This window comes from Flavonifractor sp. An112, assembly GCF_002161085.1.
Taxonomy (GTDB): Bacteria; Bacillota; Clostridia; order Oscillospirales; family Oscillospiraceae; genus Flavonifractor; species Flavonifractor avicola.
The window spans coordinates 158,886-176,838 of the sequence record NZ_NFLU01000006.1 but is presented as its reverse complement, the minus strand read 5'-3'; the positions used below and the strand labels follow the sequence as shown (position 1 = coordinate 176,838).

The 17,953-nt window shown below is 62.5% G+C and carries 23 protein-coding genes; 11 read left to right on the top strand and 12 right to left on the bottom strand.

Annotated features, from left to right (window positions below):
• The 11 genes from B5E56_RS07550 to B5E56_RS07500 form a co-directional block, all read left to right on the top strand.
• Positions 1-442: phage tail sheath C-terminal domain-containing protein (locus B5E56_RS07550; RefSeq protein ID WP_275532718.1), on the top strand; the 442-nt coding region annotated here is incomplete at its 5' end.
• A 12-nt stretch (positions 443-454) separates the two neighbouring features.
• Positions 455-844 (top strand): hypothetical protein, encoded by a 390-nt coding sequence (locus B5E56_RS07545; protein ID WP_087188069.1) that lies wholly within the window; start codon positions 455-457, stop codon positions 842-844.
• Between the two features lie 14 nt (positions 845-858).
• Complete coding sequence (locus B5E56_RS07540; protein ID WP_242958831.1) at positions 859-1,275, top strand: hypothetical protein; 417 nt, start codon at positions 859-861, stop codon at positions 1,273-1,275.
• Positions 1,272-1,481, top strand: a complete 210-nt coding sequence (locus B5E56_RS07535) for a molybdopterin oxidoreductase (RefSeq protein WP_087389237.1) — start codon at positions 1,272-1,274, stop codon at positions 1,479-1,481. Before B5E56_RS07540 ends, B5E56_RS07535 begins: the two co-directional genes overlap by 4 nt.
• Complete coding sequence (locus B5E56_RS07530) at positions 1,478-1,990, top strand: hypothetical protein (RefSeq protein WP_087389236.1); 513 nt, start codon at positions 1,478-1,480, stop codon at positions 1,988-1,990. Before B5E56_RS07535 ends, B5E56_RS07530 begins: the two co-directional genes overlap by 4 nt.
• Positions 1,987-2,562, top strand: coding sequence for a SafA/ExsA family spore coat assembly protein (safA, locus tag B5E56_RS07525; protein WP_343214238.1), 576 nt, complete (start codon positions 1,987-1,989; stop codon positions 2,560-2,562). The genes B5E56_RS07530 and safA overlap by 4 nt, the downstream gene beginning before the upstream one ends.
• Positions 2,562-3,509, top strand: a complete 948-nt coding sequence (locus B5E56_RS07520; protein ID WP_087389234.1) for a hypothetical protein — start codon at positions 2,562-2,564, stop codon at positions 3,507-3,509. The genes safA and B5E56_RS07520 overlap by 1 nt, the downstream gene beginning before the upstream one ends.
• A 12-nt stretch (positions 3,510-3,521) precedes the next feature.
• Complete coding sequence (locus B5E56_RS07515; RefSeq protein ID WP_087389233.1) at positions 3,522-3,887, top strand: hypothetical protein; 366 nt, start codon at positions 3,522-3,524, stop codon at positions 3,885-3,887.
• A gap of 4 nt (positions 3,888-3,891) precedes the next feature.
• Positions 3,892-4,239: a hypothetical protein gene (locus tag B5E56_RS07510; protein WP_087188075.1), complete on the top strand. Its 348-nt coding sequence runs from the start codon at positions 3,892-3,894 to the stop codon at positions 4,237-4,239.
• Complete coding sequence (locus B5E56_RS07505; protein ID WP_242958829.1) at positions 4,236-5,300, top strand: baseplate J/gp47 family protein; 1,065 nt, start codon at positions 4,236-4,238, stop codon at positions 5,298-5,300. Before B5E56_RS07510 ends, B5E56_RS07505 begins: the two co-directional genes overlap by 4 nt.
• Positions 5,297-5,866 (top strand): DUF2313 domain-containing protein, encoded by a 570-nt coding sequence (locus B5E56_RS07500; protein WP_087389232.1) that lies wholly within the window; start codon positions 5,297-5,299, stop codon positions 5,864-5,866. The genes B5E56_RS07505 and B5E56_RS07500 overlap by 4 nt, the downstream gene beginning before the upstream one ends.
• Positions 5,867-5,943: 77 nt before the next feature.
• On the opposite strand, the gene B5E56_RS07495 is transcribed toward B5E56_RS07500, so the two are convergent.
• The 12 genes from B5E56_RS07495 to B5E56_RS07440 all read right to left on the bottom strand — a co-directional run bounded on the left by B5E56_RS07495 (position 5,944) and on the right by B5E56_RS07440 (position 17,677).
• A complete protein-coding gene (locus B5E56_RS07495; protein ID WP_158094664.1) occupies positions 5,944-6,807 on the bottom strand; it encodes a DMT family transporter in 864 nt (287 codons plus the stop codon).
• 117 nt (positions 6,808-6,924) lie between these two features.
• Positions 6,925-7,608, bottom strand: coding sequence for a hypothetical protein (locus tag B5E56_RS07490; protein WP_087389231.1), 684 nt, complete (start codon positions 7,606-7,608; stop codon positions 6,925-6,927).
• Positions 7,605-8,363: a permease prefix domain 1-containing protein gene (locus B5E56_RS07485; protein WP_087389230.1), complete on the bottom strand. Its 759-nt coding sequence runs from the start codon at positions 8,361-8,363 to the stop codon at positions 7,605-7,607. Before B5E56_RS07485 ends, B5E56_RS07490 begins: the two co-directional genes overlap by 4 nt.
• Before the next feature lie 12 nt (positions 8,364-8,375).
• The gene (locus B5E56_RS07480; protein ID WP_087389229.1) at positions 8,376-9,107 is read right to left on the bottom strand and encodes a hypothetical protein; all 732 of its coding nucleotides are present in this window, start codon (positions 9,105-9,107) and stop codon (positions 8,376-8,378) included.
• Positions 9,104-9,862 (bottom strand): permease prefix domain 1-containing protein, encoded by a 759-nt coding sequence (locus B5E56_RS07475; protein ID WP_087188081.1) that lies wholly within the window; start codon positions 9,860-9,862, stop codon positions 9,104-9,106. The genes B5E56_RS07480 and B5E56_RS07475 overlap by 4 nt, the downstream gene beginning before the upstream one ends.
• Before the next feature lie 4 nt (positions 9,863-9,866).
• Positions 9,867-10,493, bottom strand: coding sequence for a DUF5044 domain-containing protein (locus B5E56_RS07470; RefSeq protein WP_087389228.1), 627 nt, complete (start codon positions 10,491-10,493; stop codon positions 9,867-9,869).
• A complete protein-coding gene (locus tag B5E56_RS07465; RefSeq protein WP_087389227.1) occupies positions 10,486-11,304 on the bottom strand; it encodes a permease prefix domain 1-containing protein in 819 nt (272 codons plus the stop codon). Before B5E56_RS07465 ends, B5E56_RS07470 begins: the two co-directional genes overlap by 8 nt.
• 4 nt (positions 11,305-11,308) lie before the next feature.
• Positions 11,309-11,953, bottom strand: coding sequence for a DUF5044 domain-containing protein (locus B5E56_RS07460; protein ID WP_087389226.1), 645 nt, complete (start codon positions 11,951-11,953; stop codon positions 11,309-11,311).
• 1 nt (position 11,954) lies between these two features.
• On the bottom strand, positions 11,955-12,857 hold the full coding sequence (locus B5E56_RS07455) for a hypothetical protein (RefSeq protein ID WP_242958827.1): 903 nt from the start codon (positions 12,855-12,857) through the stop codon (positions 11,955-11,957).
• Positions 12,794-13,138: a PadR family transcriptional regulator gene (locus tag B5E56_RS07450; protein WP_087188088.1), complete on the bottom strand. Its 345-nt coding sequence runs from the start codon at positions 13,136-13,138 to the stop codon at positions 12,794-12,796. Before B5E56_RS07450 ends, B5E56_RS07455 begins: the two co-directional genes overlap by 64 nt.
• Before the next feature lie 85 nt (positions 13,139-13,223).
• On the bottom strand, positions 13,224-14,180 hold the full coding sequence (locus B5E56_RS07445) for a D-2-hydroxyacid dehydrogenase (protein WP_087389224.1): 957 nt from the start codon (positions 14,178-14,180) through the stop codon (positions 13,224-13,226).
• Between the two features lie 68 nt (positions 14,181-14,248).
• Positions 14,249-17,677: a pyruvate carboxylase gene (locus B5E56_RS07440; RefSeq protein ID WP_087389223.1), complete on the bottom strand. Its 3,429-nt coding sequence runs from the start codon at positions 17,675-17,677 to the stop codon at positions 14,249-14,251.
• Positions 17,678-17,953: the final 276 nt, after the last annotated feature.

Sequence of the window (17,953 nt, the reverse complement as noted above, 5' to 3'; positions counted from 1 at the left end):
GATGGTAGTCAGTTCCCGCCAGGTAGCGTCCTCCGCCTCTCCAGTCTTGGTGCGGGGCGGCGTCACTCCCCTGGAGAACGTGAGCGGCGTGGTCAGTGTGGTGCGGGGTGTCACCACCCGCACCAAGACTGGAGAGGCGGAGGACGCTACCTGGCGGGAACTGACTACCATCCGCATTGTGGATGACGTGATCCCCACCATTCGCAACTCCCTGCGGGCCAAGTTACGCAGGACCAAGAACACGGAGCAGACACGGGGGGCCATCCGCTCCCAGGTGGTGCTGGAGCTGGAGAACAAGCTGGCCAGGGAGATTATCACCGGCTACGATCAGGTGACGGTGGAGGCGGACACGGAAAATCCCACCGTCTGTCTGGTGGACTTCACCTTTACGGTGGCCCACGGCCTCAACCAGATCTGGCTCACCGCCCACATCACGGTATAAGGAGGGAAGAGCATGAAGATTTCAGGTTTTCCCACCAGCAGCGACATCTATCTGGAGATCGACGGGAAGAAGGTGGCGGTGGTCCAGAGCTACACCGCCAAAACCACCCGCTCCAGCCAGAGCGTGGAGGCCTTCGGCGAGGAAGAGCCGGTGGCTACCATCCCCGGACAGCGCACCCATGTGCTGGAACTGACCCGGCTGTACGCCACCGATGAGGCCATCCGGGATGGCATCAACTTCCACGACCTGGAAGATTTCAGCCTGGTGATCTGCAAGCCAGACCGGAAGATTATCTACTCCGGCTGCCAGTGGAGCGCCATCGGCGAGACCGGCGCTCTGGGGGCTATGGTAGTGGAAAAGATCACGGTGGTGGCGGCCAAGCGGATCGAGACGGCGGTATGAGGAGTGAAACAGGGATGGAATCGCTGCTGAGCCGGAGGGACAGGCTGACCCTGGAGGACGGCACCCAGCTGCGGCTGCTCTCCGCCCTGGAGGTGCTGGAGGCACGCCGGGAGGGGGAGGAACTGGCCCAGGGCGAAGGAGAGCGGGCCCTGTGCGCCAACGCCTGCCTGCTGGCCCGGGCCCTGGAGGAGAACGGCAAGCCCCTGTTCTCCTCAGGTCGGGCGGTGCTGGAGCACCTCAGCGCCCGGGAGGTAGCCCAGTTGGCCCGACTGTGGGATAAGCTGGACCGGGCGGAAAACCCCTCCCCCGAGGATGGGGAGGAGGCCCGGGCCCTAAAAAAAGCCTGGAGCATACGCCTTATGAGCGCCTTCGCTGGCGTGTGCTCAAGACCTTTGGGGCCCTTCCCACGGAGGAGCGGGCTCAAAAAATGAAGGCCAGAGACTACCTGTGGTGCGCCCTCAACCTGATGCTGGACCGGGAGGAAGTACTGGAGCAGCTGTGCCCCTCCTGCCGGCAGAAGGCGGAGGAGGTGTGCTGCCCGGTGTGCGGACAGCCGGCGGGGGCCACCGTGGGTGGACAGAACGCCTCCTTCGATCAGGAGCGGTTTGAACGGCTGATGCGGGGGGAGCAGGCATGATCGACTATATTGGACAGCTGCTGGAGCAGCAGCTGGAGCGGGAGGAAAGGAATGGGGTCTGGGAGACCGGCCCGGTGCGGGTCCCCCTCCCCGCTGTGGAAGAAGAAAAGGCCGGACAGAGCGGAGAGAACACGGAAGAGGCTGTCCTGTCCGGTCTGGAGGGCAGAGACTGGGGCGGCTTGGCTCTGACGGCGGGCGGTTCCGGAACTGTCACCGTCGGAGATATCCGCCGGTGGGCGGCGGGGTTAGACGTACTGGATCAGGCCGGGGAGCGCCGGACGAATGGCGGGCCGGAGACTGACCGGACCTGGACGGAGGCTGTCCGGGAGCTGGATCAGGCGGTACGGATCAGCCTGGCGGGCCTTCCGGCGGCGGAGCGGCAGACCCAAGTGGTGACATTGGAGCCGCCGGGCAGAGAACAGAACGGCGGTCAGGATGGGCTGCGGCGGCTGGACCGGCTGGTGCGGCGGGACGCACGAAGATTTGACGGGGGGTTTCAACTGCTGTGAGACTGGCGGCAATGCGCTATAAAAACTATGTATGGCCCCACAATCCCAGGGTGTATTCCATCTCCTTCAAGCGGAAGGTGGGATCCAGAGAGGTGCCCTTCGGCCACTATGCCCTGCAGGATCTGGGCCCCTCCTACCGCATCATGCGAGGAGAAGGAGAGTTTGTGGGGGAGGGGGCCTACGACGAATTCAAGAAGCTGGCCACCGTCTTTTACAACGAGGGGCCGGGTATCCTGGTCCACCCGGTGTGGCAGACGGCCAACGCCTACTTTGTGGAGCTCTCCCTCAGTCAGGAGCCCAGAGCGGACTATGTGAAGTACACTTTTACCTTCTGGGAGGAGTTCGGTGGGCACAGCACAGGTACCCGAGTGACCACCGCCTCTGGCGGAACGACGGGAGGGACCGCCCAGACTGGTTCCACCGGAGAGCAGTGGTACACCGTGGTACGGGGGGACACCATGTGGGGGATTGCCCGGCGGTATGGAGTGAGTCTGACAGACCTTATCGCCCTCAATCCCCAGATCAAAAATCCCAACCTGATCTACCCGGGGCAGAAAGTGCGGGTGGCGTGATGGAGGCCGTACTGCATTGCTGGGACGGAAGTCAGATTGCTCTGCCCCAGGTAACGGAATGGAAGTTTCAGTATGGGCTGGGCACCCCCTGCGACAGCTTCGAGGTGCGCTGCCTGTGGGAGCCGGAGGAGGATCTGCTGGCGGAGGCAGTCAGCTTTACCGCCGACGATGGAGGTCAGCGGGTATTCACCGGCCTGGTGGACGAGTGCGAGCGGGGTTGGGATGAACAGGGCGGTTTTTTGACCATATCTGGTCGAGGTATGGCGGCCCGGCTGCTGGACAACGAGGCTCTGGGTATGGACTACCAGGTGGCCACCTGGCAGGACATCCTGCGGGACCATGTGACGCCCTACGGGCTGGAGGCGGCGCCGGGGGCCAAACTCACCGCCGTGCCCGGCTTTTCCGTGGCGGTGGGAAGCAGCGAGTGGCAGGTGGTCTATGAGTTCTGCCGATATTACGGCGGGATTACCCCCCGGTTTGACCGGCTGGGGCGGCTGGTGGTCACCCCTTGGGAGACAGGGGAGAAGCTGGTGCTGTCCGAGGACACGGGGGTGACCGCACTTACCCTGCGGGATCAGCGGTACGGCGTTCTGTCCCAGATCCTGGTGCGGGACAGAACCACCGGGGCGGTGCAGACAGTGGAGAACCAGGACTTCGCCCGGCGGGGCGGCCGGTGCCGGAGGGTACTCACCATGCCGGGGAAGAGCAGCTATCAGACCATGCGATATTCCGGCAACTACCAGCTGGAGCGGTCGGCGGAGGAACTGCGGCAGCTGGAGCTGGAATTGCCCGGGACCTTTGTGGCCTGGCCGGGGGAGCTGGTGGAGGTCCACCTGAACAAGCCGGTAGGCCGGGGCACCTGGCGGGTAGCGGAAATGGTGAGCGGAATGGACGAAAAGGGAACCTACACCCGGCTGGTGCTGGGGGACCCGGCGGCATTGAAGTAGGAGGGAGACAAGATGTGGCTGGCACAGCAGCAGCGGCGTAGAAGAAAAGATGGAGGTTCTCAGGTGGGCACCGTTACCCTGGGGGGCGACCCGGCAGGGGTATGCCTGGACGGCGAGCGGCGTGACCTGCCGGTATTTGCCCCCGGCGGCTATGTATGGCGGCCAGCCCGGGGTGACCAGGTGCTGGTCCTCAAGACCGGCGCCGACGGCGAGGCTCCCTGCGTGGCGGGGGTGCGATGTGCCGAGGAATACGGCGTGGCGGAGGGGGAAGTGCTGCTCTACAGCGGAGGCACCTCCATTCGCCTGGGCATGGACGGCACGGTGTCCGTGACCGGCAAACTGCTGGTCAACGGCAAGGAGGTCATGACAAGGGAGTGAGCAGATGGAACTGATGGTAAGGGACGGCGACTATGTGCCCGACGAGGGGGGCGGCTACCGGCGGGCGGAGGGCAGCCAGGAGCTGCTCCAGCGGGTGCTGTGGAAGCTGTCCATTCCCCGGGGCAGCTTCCCCTTCCTGCCCAACCTGGGCAGCCAGCTCTACCAGCTGGGCCGCTGCAAGCCCGCCCAGCGGCAGAATCTGGCCCAGCAATATGTGGCCCAGGCCCTGGAGGACGAGCCTGACCTGACGGTGACTGCCGTGAGCCTGAAGGAGGACGGCACCATGGAGGTGGCGCTGACCTGGCAGGGGGAGGAGCTGAAGCTGTCGGTTGAGACGGGAGGGATTTGGTGAGATCCATTGACGAGATCTATGGAGAGATGACGGCCATCTTTGAGAAAGAGACGGGGATTGCTCTGGCCGGAGACGGAGATATGGCGGTGCGGCTGTACGCCGTGGCTGCCCAGATCTACGCCCTGTACATTCAGGCCGACTGGGTAAACCGCCAGTGCTTTCCCCAGAGTGCGGAGGGGGAATATCTGGACAAGCACGCCCAGCTGCGGGGCCTGGAACGCCGTGAGGCTGTGGCGGCGGAGGGGACCATTCGTTTCCAGACGGACAGTGCCGCCCAGGCTGATCTGACCATCCCGGCGGGGACGGTGTGTATGACGGCGGGGTTGATCCGCTTTGAGACCACCCAGGAGGTTACCCTCCAGGCTGGTGAAACCCAGGTGGATGCCCCGGCGGTAGCCCTGGAGCCCGGGACGGCGGGCAATGTGGCGGCGGGTACCATCCGGGCCATGGCGGTGGCCCCGGTGGGGATCGGCCGGTGCACCAACCCGGACGGCTTCTCCGGCGGCCTGGACGAGGAGGACGACGAGACCCTGCGGGCCAGAGTGATGGAGACCTTCCAACGGATGCCCAACGGCGCCAACGCCGCCTACTATGAGCAGAGCGCCATGTCCTTTCCTCAGGTGGCGGCTGCGGCGGTGGTATCCCGGCCCAGAGGGGTAGGCTCGGTGGATGTGGTGGTGGCTACCGCTGCCGGAGTGCCCGATGAGGAACTGCTGGAGGAATTGCAGGCCTATTTTGAGGAGCGGCGGGAGATCGCCGTGGATGTGCAGGTGCGTGCCCCGGAAGTACAGAATGTGGATGTGACCGCTCAGATCCAGACAGCGGCCAACCGGGACGGGGAGACGGTGCGGCAGAATGTGGAGCAGGCCATTCGGAGCTGGTTTAATGGACAGCGACTGGGCCAGAACATCCTGCGGGCAAAGCTGGGCCAGCTGATCTATGAGGTGGACGGAGTGGAAAACTACACACTTACCGCCCCCGGCGCCGATGTGACGGTGGAGCACGATGTGCTGCCCCAGCTGAATAGTGTCTCGGTCACCCGGACGGAGGGGACGGCATGAGCGGCTACGCGGAATATTTGAAGGACCTGCTGCGGCCCCTGCGGGTCTACGAACTGGAGGGCACTGCCAACGGCGGGGAGCTGGAGGCCCAGGGTCAGGCGCTGGACGGTGTGGAAGCTGGTCTGGAGGAGATCCAGCGGGAGATGCTGCTCTCCACGGCGGAGGACCGGGGGCTGGAGGCTGTGGAGAGCCTGCTGACCCGGCGGCCGGTGACCGCCGATCTGGAAATGCGGCGGGCGGCCTTGGCCGCCCTGCTCCGCATCGGTGGAGACAGCTTCACTCTGGCGGCCATCAATGACAATCTGAAAGGCTGCGGCATCAATGCCCAGGCCAGAGAGACCGGAAAGGCGGGGACGGTAGAGGTTTACTTCCCTGATGTACCCGGAATCCCCGATGGGTTTGAAGAATTGCGGGAGATCATTGAGAGCATTCTGCCCGCCCATTTGGATGTAGAATATGTGTACTGGTATATCACCTGGGCACTGATGGAACAGAAGTTTTCCACTTGGGGCGAGATCGAGGCTATGGGACCCACCTGGGAGGAACTGGAGAAGATGGTGGAGTAACAGCCGGTGGGGAGAACAAACAGAAGAAGCACAGACCGGCCTGTTTGACCGTCTGTGCTTCTTGTTGGTTATGTAGTTTAAAGCGTGCCCAGGACCATGCCGGCAATCACCAGGAAAATGCCGATCACGCCGGTGACGGTGATGGTCTCATGGAGGGCCACGGCGCTGACCACCAGGGTAACCAGGGGGACCATGTAGATGTACAGGCTGGCTTTCAGCACGCTGATCTTCTGAGTGGCCTTATTCCAGAACAGGTAGCATAGAGCGCTGCCCACAAAGCCCAGATACATCAGCTTCAGCCCATTTTCCCAGGTGAACACCGATTCAAAGGGAATGGGATGACCGTCCAGCAGGACCAGAGGAAGCACCGTCAGGATGCCGTAGAACATCAGCTTTCTGGTGATAAGTAGGCCGTCGTACAGCGGGGACCACCGGCGCAGCAGCAGGCAGTAGACCGACCACGAGGCGGCGGCAGACAGGGCCAGCAGGTCTCCCAGAGGCCGCAGATGGAGGGCGGTCATGCCGTTGAGGACCACCAGCACCACGCCCACGAAGGCCACGGCGTAGCCGGTGATCTGGCCCCGCTTCAGATGCTCCTCCTTCCGGATGACCGCCAGAAGCAGGGCCATCATGATGGGGGAGGTGGAGACCAGGATACTCACATTGGAGGTCTGGGTCAGGGTGATGGCGTTGGTTTCCGCCAGACAGTAGAGGGTGTTGGAAAACAGGGCCAACAGGAGGAAACGCCACTCCTCCCGCCAGCGGAAATACCACTTGGGATGGAGGACCCACAGCAGCAGGTAGGCCAGAATGAAGCGGAGCAGCATCAGCTGGACGGGCTGGAGGAAGGTCATCAGGCCCTTGCTCACCATAAAGGTGGAGCCCCAGACCACAACGCAGACCAGGGCCATCCCGTGGCCCATCCACTGGCTTTTCTTCACAATGACCGACCTCCTGTTCCATATTGCCCGGTGTGGCCGGACAGAGGGTCCGGTCACCCAAGGCAATGTTAGCATCAACAGGGCTGCAAGTAAATCATTGGAAGAGTTGCCAGCAGGTCAGGAAGTAGGGGAATCCTGGCAGATCAAATTACCGTCGGCGTCATAGCCCTGGCACCAGGCCAGCCAGATGGCAACGCTGTCATCGGATGGGCCGGGGGCCAGGGTGGAGGGAGCGGCCCACACGCCGTCAGCCACCTGGGTAAAGGTGGGAGAGACGCCGTGGCTGTCGATGGCGGCCTGGGGATCGGCCCGTTCACTGGCACCCAGAGAAATCAGCTGGGCCTCTACCCGCACCACCCTGGGATCGGTGCAGATCACCACAGGGGTGGCCTCAAAGGCAAGGTCGAAACCGGGCCAAGAGCCGAACAGATTGCAATAAATGGGATCTTCCAGCTGGGTGAGATCCAGCTGCCAAAAGGGAAGGGTATCCGCAGGCCGCCACAGGAAACCGGCCAGCTGGTCCAGGGTATAAAACTGCACGGTGTCCCCCTGGCGGCCCACAAACCACCAGGTGTTTTTTGGTACATAGTCACCCCGAATCTCCTGATATTGGATGGGGCCGGAGGCCAGGATGGTGTTATCTATCACATAGTGTTCCCGGTTCAGACGCTCACACGCGGCGGCGGAGGAGGGGAGGGGAGTATCCAGGGCTACCCAGACGGAGAGCAGTCCCAGGCACAGCAGCAGGATGCTCAAGGCCCAGCGGATGCGGGGTAGGGTATAGTAGCGAAAATGGGTCATGAAAACGGCACCTCCTCCTCCAGCTCAATGCGGAGTATGATCTGGTCGCCGGGTTTGCCCAGGGTGATGGTGAACCATTGGGCGCCGGGGGTGGGATCGGCGATGGCGAGATACCCGCTGGCGGCCAGAGGCGAGGTAGATAAGGTAAAGCAATAGGCCTCCCCGGTGGCGCCGGTGGAATCGATCCAGGTATACGGTACCTCGTACAGTTCCAGATTGTCCAGCCACAGCTGCCAGTGGGAGACTGAGAGGGAGGCTTGGACCTCCAGCCGGGAGGGGAAATTCGGGTAGTCCGGTGTGCGGACCAGGGCTGCGTCGTGGGCGGAGATGGTGTAACCGCCTACCGTTCCGCCGCCGGAGGCGGAGCCGGAGACCACCAGGGTCTCATTGACTTGAGCGGGAAGGGTACAGGAGGGTGGAAGCAGAGAGTTGTGGGCGAACAGGCCGGTCTGGTGCAGGCCGCTGGCCACGGTGCTGACCAGAATGAGCATGATGCCCAGCACGGTGAACAGGGCGGTCAGGCCGGGAAACAGGGGGCTGTGGCAGCGGTCCAGCTCATGGCCAATCTGATAGGGATCTCCCATGGCCTCCACCGCCCGGCGGGCGGCTACCTCAGGTTCGATGCCCTGTTCCTCCAGTGCGGCGGCGTGATCCTCCAGGTGAGCGGTCAGCTCTTCCCGGGCCAGACGTTTTGCCAGCGGCAGTCGGATGACAGAACATACCTGGTCGCAGAATTGTTCAAATGGCTGGCACAAGGCGGATTCACCTCATTCCCTGTCTTTGGTGGGATCATAGGAGCAGACCAGACTGCCGTCGGCGTCATAGCCCTGGCAGAAGGCCACGAGATAGCCGCTGCTCTTGGGGGATGCCCAGGGGATCAGGACATAGGGGGAGGGACCTACCCATACTCCGTCTCCCGCCTTGGTGAAGGTGGGGGAGACTCCGCGCTGGGCGATGGCGGCCTGTGGATTGGCCCAGTCCTCCTCTGACAGGGCAACCAGTTGGGCCTCCACCCGCACCACAGCGGGGTCCGCACAGAGGAGGATGGGAATGACCTTTGAGGCATCCATACCAGAGAAGCCATCCAGGGAGGTCAGCTGAAAGACATCAAAGGTACATCCGATGGGCTGATCCTGGAGGGAGAGCTGATAGGAACGGCCACGGGTAGCGCGGTCCAATGGGCGCCACAGGAACCCGGCCAGCCGCTCCAGCACCTGGAGCTGAAAGCGATCGCCGCTGCGGCGTATGAACCACCAGCAGTCCCGGTCGGTATAATCACTTTTGATGATGATCCCTTCCTCCGTCATATCGATGGGGCCGGAGGCCACGATCTCGCCGCCGGAGCTGTAGTTTTCCCGATCTATCCGGGCGCAGATGGCGGCCGGGGAGGGGAGCGGGGCATCCAGTGAAAGCCACAGGAAGAAGAGACAGAACAGAGCGGCTATGATACTCAGAACCAGCAGGAGGCGGGGCAGGATGTAATAGCGAAAGTGTTTCATGCCGGAGGCACCTCCTCATCCAGCGTGATTTCCAGGGTGCATTGATCGCCGGGCCTGCCCAGAGTGACGGAGAACCAGCTGCAGCCGGGGGTGGGGTCCTCCAGAACCAGATACCAGTTTTGAGCCAGAAGGGTGGAGGCCATGGGGCAACAGGAGACCGTACCGGAGGCGCCGTCGGAGTCGGTCCAGACGGCGGGGATGGAGGGGGTCAGGTGGTCCAGCCAGGGCTGCCAGTGGGAGACGGTGACGGCGGCCTGGATTTCCAGCATGGAGGGGCGGAATTTGGTGCTGGGGCGGTGGACCAGAGCGGCGTCTTTGGCCTGGATGGTATAGCCCCCCACATGGCCGCCGCCCTGGGCATCTCCCTCGCAGAGCAGGTCTCCATCGTCCCAGCCGGGCAGGGTGGGGGTGGGCAGCAGCACCGTTTCATAGCGGAAGAAACCAGTCTGATGCAGAACGCTGGCGCAGAAGCCGATGAGAAAGAGAGCGCAGGCGCACAGGGCAAAGATTTTGGACAGCCGGGGGAGCAGAGGACTGTGACAGCGGTCCAGCTGGCGGCCGATCTCCTGGGGGTCTCCCATGGCCTCCACGGCCTGGACTGCGGCCTCCTCAGCAGAGATCCCTTTCTCCTCCAGCGCGGCGGCGTGGTCCTCCAGGTGGGCGGTCAGCTCCTCCCGGGCCAGATGCCGGGCGGGAGGCCAGCGGATAGATGCACACACCTGATCGCAGAAACTATCAAAGGTTTTGGAGGACATACACTCACCTCAGTTCATAACGAGTCGTCCAGGATTCCGGTTCAGGGGACTGGTAGATCAACCTTCCGTCGGCGTCGTAGCCACGGAGGCGAATACGGTCCATATAATAGGCGGGGAGCAGGTTTCCGGTGAGCTGAAACCAGAAGCAGCCATCTGCCGCCGGGCCCTGGCGGAGGGTATTCAGGCCATAGACCATGCCGGCGTCCGACTCAGAGACCAACACCGGGTATTCCACCTCCACCTGGACAATGTCCGGGTCACCGGCCAACACCAGAACAACCCCCAGATTGTGGGGCGTGACGGCACTCAGCGGCTGTTCCGGGTCCCGGTAAAGGGACACAAGCGTGCCGGAATCCCAGAGCAGCCCTTCCCGGGACAGACCGCACCAGGCGTACCAGTTTCCCATGCGCAGCAGGTACTGGCGGTCATAGAGAGGACCGGACCCCAGATCGGCCACCACCTGGCCGTCCTCCCAGTAATACCGGGTCTGGGTGGCCCGCAGGGCCTGTCTGGCGGTAAACATGGGGAAATCCAGAGTGACAGCCAGGAAAACCAGAGTAAGCAGCAGGATCACGGCGTCCCGCAGGAGGCGCCATTTGCGGCCCCGCCGGGAGATGGGACGTTCAGCCATCTGCTTCGCCTCCCTTCAGCGGAACGGTGAGGGAGAGGCGGACTTCTCCATAGCGGTCGAAGCGGAAGGTCAACTGGGTGGCTGCCGGGTCCACATTGGTGACGGTGAGGCAGTAGTGAGTGGCAAAGGGGAAATCACCCATGGGGGTGCTGACCTGCACTCTGGAAAAGACGGTTTCGTCCAGAGCCTGCCGCTCCCGGGGAGAGGGATAGCGGTTGCCCACATCGTCCTCCGCCCACAAGTCATAGCCAAAGGCGGGACAGCGCAGCCAGGGATTGGATTGCGTTACCTGGAGGATACAGTCCACATAGCGGGCGCCGGAGTAGTTTTCAATGCCGACCTGTTTTATGGTGTAGGTATAGGGCGGGTCCTGATAGACAGCATTGGTCTCATACTGAGCCACCAGATTGTCTGGGTGGACATTCCGCTCAAAGTATAGGGCGGGATCGCTGCTGACAGAATCGGGCTTTCCGGTCAGGTTCTCCAAGGTGCCGGGCAGGTGGAACAGGCAAAATATTATAATGATGGCCGACAAGAGCCACACCACCGCTTGAAACCAGATCTGGAACCACCCCAGCAGGGGACTGTGGCTCTCATTCAGAGCCCGGCCCAGCTCCTCCGGGTCACCCATAGCCAGAACGGCTGCCTCTTCGGCCGCCTCCGGGGTCAGGTCGGGGTGAAGTTCCAGCAGGGCGTCCTGGTGGTCCTCCAGGTGGGCGGTGAGTTCGGCGGTGATGGCGTCGTGGTCGGGAGAGAAGCGGACAAAGGCGCATACCTGCCTGCAAAATGTCTCGCAGCGATTGGAGGCCATACACTCACCTCAATTCATAACGGGTGGCCCAGGATTCCGGTTTGGGTGACTGGTAGAGCAGGGCTCCGGCGGCGTCGTAGCCCTTGACCTGGAGGTCCTCCGGAAAGACGAAGCCGGGACCTGATGTATAGGGGATCAGGAAGCAGTTCTCTGTACTCTCGGTCTGGCTGGCGGAGAGTAGGGTGTAGCCCTGCTTTGTTTCAGCAGAAATGGGGAACGTGATCTCCACCTGGGTGATCTCTGGGTCGTTGGAGATCACCAGCACAGCTCCGCTGTTCCAGTCGCTGACCACCAGAGGTACCAGAGGCAGGTCCGGATCGTTCTCCACAGCGTCCAGGCCGCCGGTCTGCCAGAACAGGCCGTAGTGGTTGACGCCGCACCAGGCGTACCAGTCCCCGTGGCGGAGAATGTAGTAGCGGTCGTACTGGCCGATCTTGACTTTGTTGGCCTCCCGGGAATAGTCCAGGGTGGTGATGACCTCCCCGGGGCCGAAGAAATAGCGGTCCTGGGTAGCCTCCAGAGCCTGTTCGGCGGTGAGGATGGGAAAGTCCAGCCGGAGTACCAGCACCACCAGGACAACTGCCAGCAGCAGGGCGTCCCGGAGGATGCGGCGCTTCCGCTGGGCGGGGGTGACGGAGGGTCTGGCCATATCAGTCCCCTCCTTTCAGCGGCAGGGTTAGAGAGATGGCGTTCTCCCCGAACCGATCAAAGTGGAGGGTGATGGAGGTTGCCTCCGGATGGATACCGCCTACCCACAGATCGTAGTAGGAGGCGAAGGGATAGACGGCGGTGGGATTGCCGGAGGAATCCCCGGCGGAGGTGGGCAGCTGGTACAGCACTTGCTCACCTCTGGAGGGGTAGCGGTTGCCCAGATCGTCCTCCGCCCACAGCCACTCCCGGAATTCCGGCCCCCGCTGCCAGGGGTTGGAGTGGGTCACCTTCAGCAGATAGCTCAGATGCAGGGCCTCGTCACGGTATACGCTGGTCTCCGAGTGTGTGACAACCGCCCGCTGGATGGAGAAGGTGTAGCCCTCATACTGCCAAACAGCCCCAGGGGTGAAATCGGCCACCACGTCGTGCTCGTCATAATGCTCCAGAAGATAGCCCATCCCCACACCGTCGTAACTGGGGGGCGCGATCAGGTTAGTGACCGTCTCTTTTGCCTGGGGCAGGGCGAAGAGCAGGATGAGGATGGCCAGAGTCCACACCACCCGGCGGAACCAGATCTGAAACCAGCCCAACAGGGGATGATGGATCTGATCCAGCCAGCGGCCCAGTTCTTCCGGGTCTCCCATGGCCCGGACGGCTCTGGACTCGGCGTCCCGCAGGGTCATGTTGGGATAGGCCTCCAGCAGGGTGTCCCGGTGCTCCTCCATGTGGCCGGTCAGCTCTGCGGAAATGGCGTCGTGGTCGGGAGAGAACCGGACGAAGGAACATACCTGACCGCAGAATTGGTTTATGGTGAGCCGGGAACCGCCGGGGGCGTCCATCAGGCCATGGCCGGGGCAGACCCGGCCAGCACCGCGTTCACCGCCTGGGAGAAGGTGGTCCACTCCTTCTTCTTCTCATCCAGCAGCCGAAAGCCCTTTTTTGTGATGTGGTAATACTTGCGGGTGCGGCCGGTGGGGGCCTCCTTCTCGTAGGACTGGACCGCCCCCTCCTTCTCCAGGGTGTGGAGAATGGGGTAGAGGGTGCCCTCCTTCATGGAGAAGGTGTGGTCGCTCTTGGCCTCCAGTTCGGCAATCATCTGGTAGCCGTACTTGTCCTCGCCGGACAGGAGGGAGAGCACCAGCAGGGTGGTGCTGCCGGACAGCAGGGATTTATCCGCTTTCATGGGAAACCTCCTTTCAGATCAAAAACAATACCTCGGGTTTCTAGGCATATTATACCTAGAAACCCGAGGTATGTCAACGGAGGTTTTATTTCATGCGGCTGCGGAGGGGCCGGCCGGACAAAAAGCGGTCCAGATTGTCCAAAAACAGGGCCTGGAGCTGATCCAGGGTGACCTGCATATGGTTGTAGCCTCCGGCGGTGTGGGGGGTGATGAGGGCCCGGGGAGCGCTCCAGAGAGGGTGATCCGGAGGGAGGGGTTCCGGGGCGGTGACGTCCAGCCCGGCTCCCAGCAGATGCCCCTGGGACAGGACTTCCGCCAGGGCGGCACAGTCGATGGCAGAGCCCCGGCCGGCGTTGAGAAGCACGGCATCGGACTTCATCAGCAGCAGACGGCGACGGTCCATGAGTCCGGCGGTATCCCTGTTATGGGGGAGGACCAGGGCCACCACATCGGCCTGGGGAAGCAGGCAGTCGATGGCGGACAGGGGGAAAGTCTGGTCGAAGTCCTCCACGGGAGCGTCGGAGCGGTGGAGGCCCATGACGGTTTTGGCCCCCAGCGCCCGGCACAGGTGGGCGAAGTGGCGGCCGATGTCGCCGGTACCCCCCACCAGAACGGTCTGCCCCCGCAGGGAGCGGACATGGCCTAAATCGGCCCAGATGTGGTCGTTTTGCTGGTCCCGGTAGGCGGGCAGCCGCTTGTAGATAGCCAGCAGCATGGCCAGCAGATGCTCGGAGACGGCGGGGCCGTAGGCTCCGGCGGCGCAGGTAAGGAGCACCCCCTCGGGCAGCACGCCCGGGGCCAGATAGGGGTCCACACCAGCGTTCCAGCTCTGGACCCATTTCAGCCGGGGGAAGGTTTTGAGATCTGCCGGGGGAACGAAACCCATGAGGATGGTGGTGCGTTCCCGCCAGTCCTGGGGGATGGCCGCCGCCCCCCGGCGGTCACTGGTGGGGAGAAAGAGGTGCTCCTCGTTGGGAGCGGCGGTACGGAAGCGGTCCTGCTCTTCCGGGGTGAGGGGGAGCAGGTGGAGAATGGTTTCCATAGGATAAGCCTCCAGATATGGATAATGTAGAAAAGAGGGCTGGTTGGAAAACCAGCCCTCTTAAGCAATTACTTAATGGTAATGAGCAGCTCGCCGGCCTTGACAGAGCCGCCTTCCTTGATGAGTACCTCGTCCACGGTACCCGCCATGCGGGCCACCACGGAGGTCTCCATCTTCATGGCCTCGATGACGGCCAGGACCTGGTTCTCCTCCACCTTGTCGCCGGGCTTGACGTTTACCTTGGACACCATGCCGGGGATAGAGGCGCCCACCTGGCTCTTGTCGGAGGGATCGGCCAGATTGACCTTGCGGGCCTGCGCGGTAGCGCTCTTGTCGGGCACGGCCACCTCGCGGCGCATACCATTGAGCTCGAACTGCACGTTGCGGGTGCCGTCCTCGTTCAGGTCGCCCAGACCCATATACTTGATGACCAGGGTCTTGCCGTCCTCGATGTTGATCTTGTTGGTTTCGCCCAGGGCCATGCCGTTGAAGAACACATGGCTGCCCATGCGCATGATATAGCCGTACTCCTGACGGTGACGGTAGAAGTCCTCCACCACCTTGGGATAGAGGCACCAGGAGATGACATTGTGGTCGGAGGCGTCGGGATAGAACTTGCGGACCTCCTCCCGGGCCTTCTCAAAGTCGATGGGCTCCAGCAGCTCGCCGGGGCGGCAGGTGATGGGCTTCTCGCCCTTGAGGACCACCTTCTGCAGATCCTCGGGGAAGCCCCAGGCGGGCTGACCCATCATGCCCTTGAAGTAGCTGACCACGGAGTCGGGGAAGGTGAGGGCCTCGCCCCGCTCCACGATGTTCTCGGGAGTCAGATCGTTCTGCACCATGAAGATAGCCAGGTCGCCCACCATCTTGGAGGAGGGGGTCACCTTCACGATGTCGCCCAGCATATGGTTGACGGTCTTGTACATCTCCTTGACCGCCTCGAACTGGTGGCCCAGGCCAATGCTCTCCACCTGGCTCTTCAGGTTGGTGTACTGGCCGCCAGGCATCTCGTAGCGGTAGATATCGGTGGAGGGGTTCTTGATGCCCGCCTCAAACTTGCTGTAGCGCAGGCGCACGTCGGCCCAGTAGTCGGACAGCTTCTGCAGCTTGTCGCTGTCCAGGCCGGTGTCCCGCTCCTGGCCGTGGAGGGCGGCCACCACCGCGTTCATGGAGGGCTGGCTGGTCATGGAGGACATGGAGTCGATGGCGCAGTCCACAATATCCACGCCGGCCTCGGCGGCCATCAGATAGGCGGCCACCTGGTTGCCGGAGGTGTCGTGAGTGTGCAGGTGGATGGGCAGGCCGATCTCCTGCTTCAGGGTGGACACCAGCTTCTTGGCGGCGTAGGGCTTCAGCAGGCCGGACATATCCTTGATGCACAGCAGATGGGCCCCCCGCTTCTCCAGCTCCTTGGCCATGTTGACGTAGTACTCCAGGGTGTACTTGTCCCGCTTGGGGTCCAGGATGTCGCCGGTGTAGCAGATGGTGGCCTCGCACAGCTTGCCCTGCTTGAGGACCTCGTCCATGGCCACTTCCATACCGGGAATCCAGTTCAGGGAGTCGAAGATACGGAACACGTCGATGCCGCCAATGCAGGCCTCCTTGATAAAGGCGCGGATCAGGTTGTCGGGGTAGTTGGTGTAACCCACAGCGTTGGCACCCCGCAGCAGCATCTGGAAGGGGATGTTGGGGATCTTCTCCCGCAGCAGCCGCAAACGCTCCCAGGGGGACTCGTGGAGGAACCGGTAGGCTACGTCGAAGGTGGCGCCGCCCCACATCTCCAGGGAGAAGCAGTCGTTGAGGATTTCGGCAGTACCCTCGGAGGCCTTCAGCATATCCCGGGTACGCACCCGGGTGGACAGCAGGGACTGATGGGCGTCCCGCATGGTGGTGTCGGTGATGAGCAGCTTCTTCTGATCCAGCACCCAGTCCCGCACAGCCTCGGGGCCCTTGCTGTCCAGCAGCTGCTTCAGGCCGGTACACTTGGGCGGGGTGTTCTCGTAGGGCGGGAAACGGGGAATGTCATGCTGAGGACGCTCGGCAGAGGGGGAGTCCACCTGGATCTGGGCGATATATTTGAGGATCTTGGTGGCACGGTCCCGTCCGGTGTCGATGTCGAAGAGCTCGGGAGTCTCGTCGATAAACTTGGTGTGGCACTGGCCGGCCTGGAAGGTGGGGTGGGCCAGAATGTTGGTGACGAAGGGGATGTTGGTTTTGACGCCGCGGACGTGCTCCTCGCTGATGGCACGCATGGCCTTGCGGCACACGCCCTCGAAGGTGTTGTCCCAGGAGGTGACCTTGACCAGCAGAGAGTCGTAATAGGGGGAGATCTCAGCGCCGGTGTAGGCGTTGCCGCCGTCCAGACGGACGCCGAAGCCGCCGCCGGAGCGGTAGGCGGTGATCTTGCCGGTGTCGGGGGCGAAGTTGTTGGCCGGGTCCTCGGTGGTCACCCGGCACTGAAGGGCATAGCCGTTCATATGGACGGCATCCTGAGAGGGGATGCCGATCTCCGGAGTAGACAGGGGGTGACCCTCGGCAATGAGGATCTGGGCCCGCACCAGGTCTACGCCGGTGACCATCTCGGTGACGGTGTGCTCCACCTGGATACGGGGGTTCATCTCAATGAAGTAGTGGTTGCCCTCCTTATCCACCAGGAACTCCACGGTGCCGGCGGAGACATAGCCCACGTGCTTGGCCACCTTGACGGCATCCTCATACAGCTTCTGGCGGGTAGCTTCGGGCACGCTGAAGGCGGGGGCGAACTCCACCACCTTCTGATAGCGGCGCTGGAGGGAGCAGTCGCGCTCACCCAGGTGTACCACATTGCCGTGCTTGTCGCCCAGGATCTGTACCTCGATGTGCTTGGGCTCCACCAGGTACTTCTCAATGAAAATGTCCTCGTTGCCGAAGGCCTTCTTGGCCTCGCTCTTCACCAGATTGAAGGCAGGGATGACCTCCTCCGGCTTGTCGCAGCGGCGCATACCGCGGCCGCCACCGCCGCCGGCTGCCTTCAGAATGATGGGGAAACCGTAGGAGATGGCCTTCTCCAGGGCCTCTTCTCCGCTTTTCAGGGGTTCAGAGGAGCCGGGGATGGTGGGCACGTTGCAGGCCTTGGCGATGGCCTTGGCCGTCAGCTTGTCGCCCATCTGAGCCAGAATCTTGGAGGAGGGGCCGATGAAGGTGATGCCGGCATCCTCGCAGGCCTTGGCAAAGTCGGCATTCTCACTCAGGAAGCCGTAGCCGGGGTGGATGGCGTCCACGTTGCGGCGCTTGGCCAGGTCAATGATGGAGGGGATGTCCAGATAGGCCCCCAGGGGGGACTTGTTCTCGCCGATGAGATAGGCCTCGTCCGCCTTGGTGCGGAAAAGGGCGAAGGTGTCCTCGTTGGAATACATGGCCACCGTGTGCAGGCCCAGATCGTAGCAGGCCCGGAATACCCGGATGGCGATTTCGCCCCGGTTTGCCACCAGGACTTTGTTGAACTTACATTCCGCCATACTGTCCGTCCTTTCTAACAAAAATCTCTTACTGTGCAAGCAATCCCCGGTCACTCCTTCGTGCCGGGGGCTGAGGGCCCGGTCCTTTCCGGGCATATTCCCTATGATATTATACCAGTAGAAACATTATATCTTATACGCTAAAGTATTTGCAATCATTTTTCTTTAAAATTGCAAATCTTGGCGGGAACTACAGGAATCTTCCCGGCCGCTTGCCGGGAAATAGGAAATATGCTACACTCAGTTTGTCGAAAAGCGGTTTCGACAAACTGAGTG

Excerpts from the sequence above, each read along its gene's own strand:
- B5E56_RS07545 (WP_087188069.1), top strand. The coding sequence starts at position 455 with ATGAAGATTTCAGGTTTTCCCACCAGCAGCGACATCTATCTGGAGATC.
- B5E56_RS07540 (WP_242958831.1), top strand. The coding sequence starts at position 859 with ATGGAATCGCTGCTGAGCCGGAGGGACAGGCTGACCCTGGAGGACGGC.
- B5E56_RS07535 (WP_087389237.1), top strand. The coding sequence starts at position 1,272 with ATGAAGGCCAGAGACTACCTGTGGTGCGCCCTCAACCTGATGCTGGAC.
- B5E56_RS07530 (WP_087389236.1), top strand. The coding sequence starts at position 1,478 with ATGATCGACTATATTGGACAGCTGCTGGAGCAGCAGCTGGAGCGGGAG.
- B5E56_RS07520 (WP_087389234.1), top strand. The coding sequence starts at position 2,562 with ATGGAGGCCGTACTGCATTGCTGGGACGGAAGTCAGATTGCTCTGCCC.
- B5E56_RS07515 (WP_087389233.1), top strand. The coding sequence starts at position 3,522 with ATGTGGCTGGCACAGCAGCAGCGGCGTAGAAGAAAAGATGGAGGTTCT.
- B5E56_RS07510 (WP_087188075.1), top strand. The coding sequence starts at position 3,892 with ATGGAACTGATGGTAAGGGACGGCGACTATGTGCCCGACGAGGGGGGC.
- B5E56_RS07500 (WP_087389232.1), top strand. The coding sequence starts at position 5,297 with ATGAGCGGCTACGCGGAATATTTGAAGGACCTGCTGCGGCCCCTGCGG.
- B5E56_RS07490 (WP_087389231.1), bottom strand. The coding sequence starts at position 7,608 with ATGACCCATTTTCGCTACTATACCCTACCCCGCATCCGCTGGGCCTTG.
- B5E56_RS07480 (WP_087389229.1), bottom strand. The coding sequence starts at position 9,107 with ATGAAACACTTTCGCTATTACATCCTGCCCCGCCTCCTGCTGGTTCTG.
- B5E56_RS07475 (WP_087188081.1), bottom strand. The coding sequence starts at position 9,862 with ATGTCCTCCAAAACCTTTGATAGTTTCTGCGATCAGGTGTGTGCATCT.
- B5E56_RS07470 (WP_087389228.1), bottom strand. The coding sequence starts at position 10,493 with ATGGCTGAACGTCCCATCTCCCGGCGGGGCCGCAAATGGCGCCTCCTG.
- B5E56_RS07465 (WP_087389227.1), bottom strand. The coding sequence starts at position 11,304 with ATGGCCTCCAATCGCTGCGAGACATTTTGCAGGCAGGTATGCGCCTTT.
- B5E56_RS07460 (WP_087389226.1), bottom strand. The coding sequence starts at position 11,953 with ATGGCCAGACCCTCCGTCACCCCCGCCCAGCGGAAGCGCCGCATCCTC.
- B5E56_RS07450 (WP_087188088.1), bottom strand. The coding sequence starts at position 13,138 with ATGAAAGCGGATAAATCCCTGCTGTCCGGCAGCACCACCCTGCTGGTG.
- B5E56_RS07445 (WP_087389224.1), bottom strand. The coding sequence starts at position 14,180 with ATGGAAACCATTCTCCACCTGCTCCCCCTCACCCCGGAAGAGCAGGAC.
- B5E56_RS07440 (WP_087389223.1), bottom strand. The coding sequence starts at position 17,677 with ATGGCGGAATGTAAGTTCAACAAAGTCCTGGTGGCAAACCGGGGCGAA.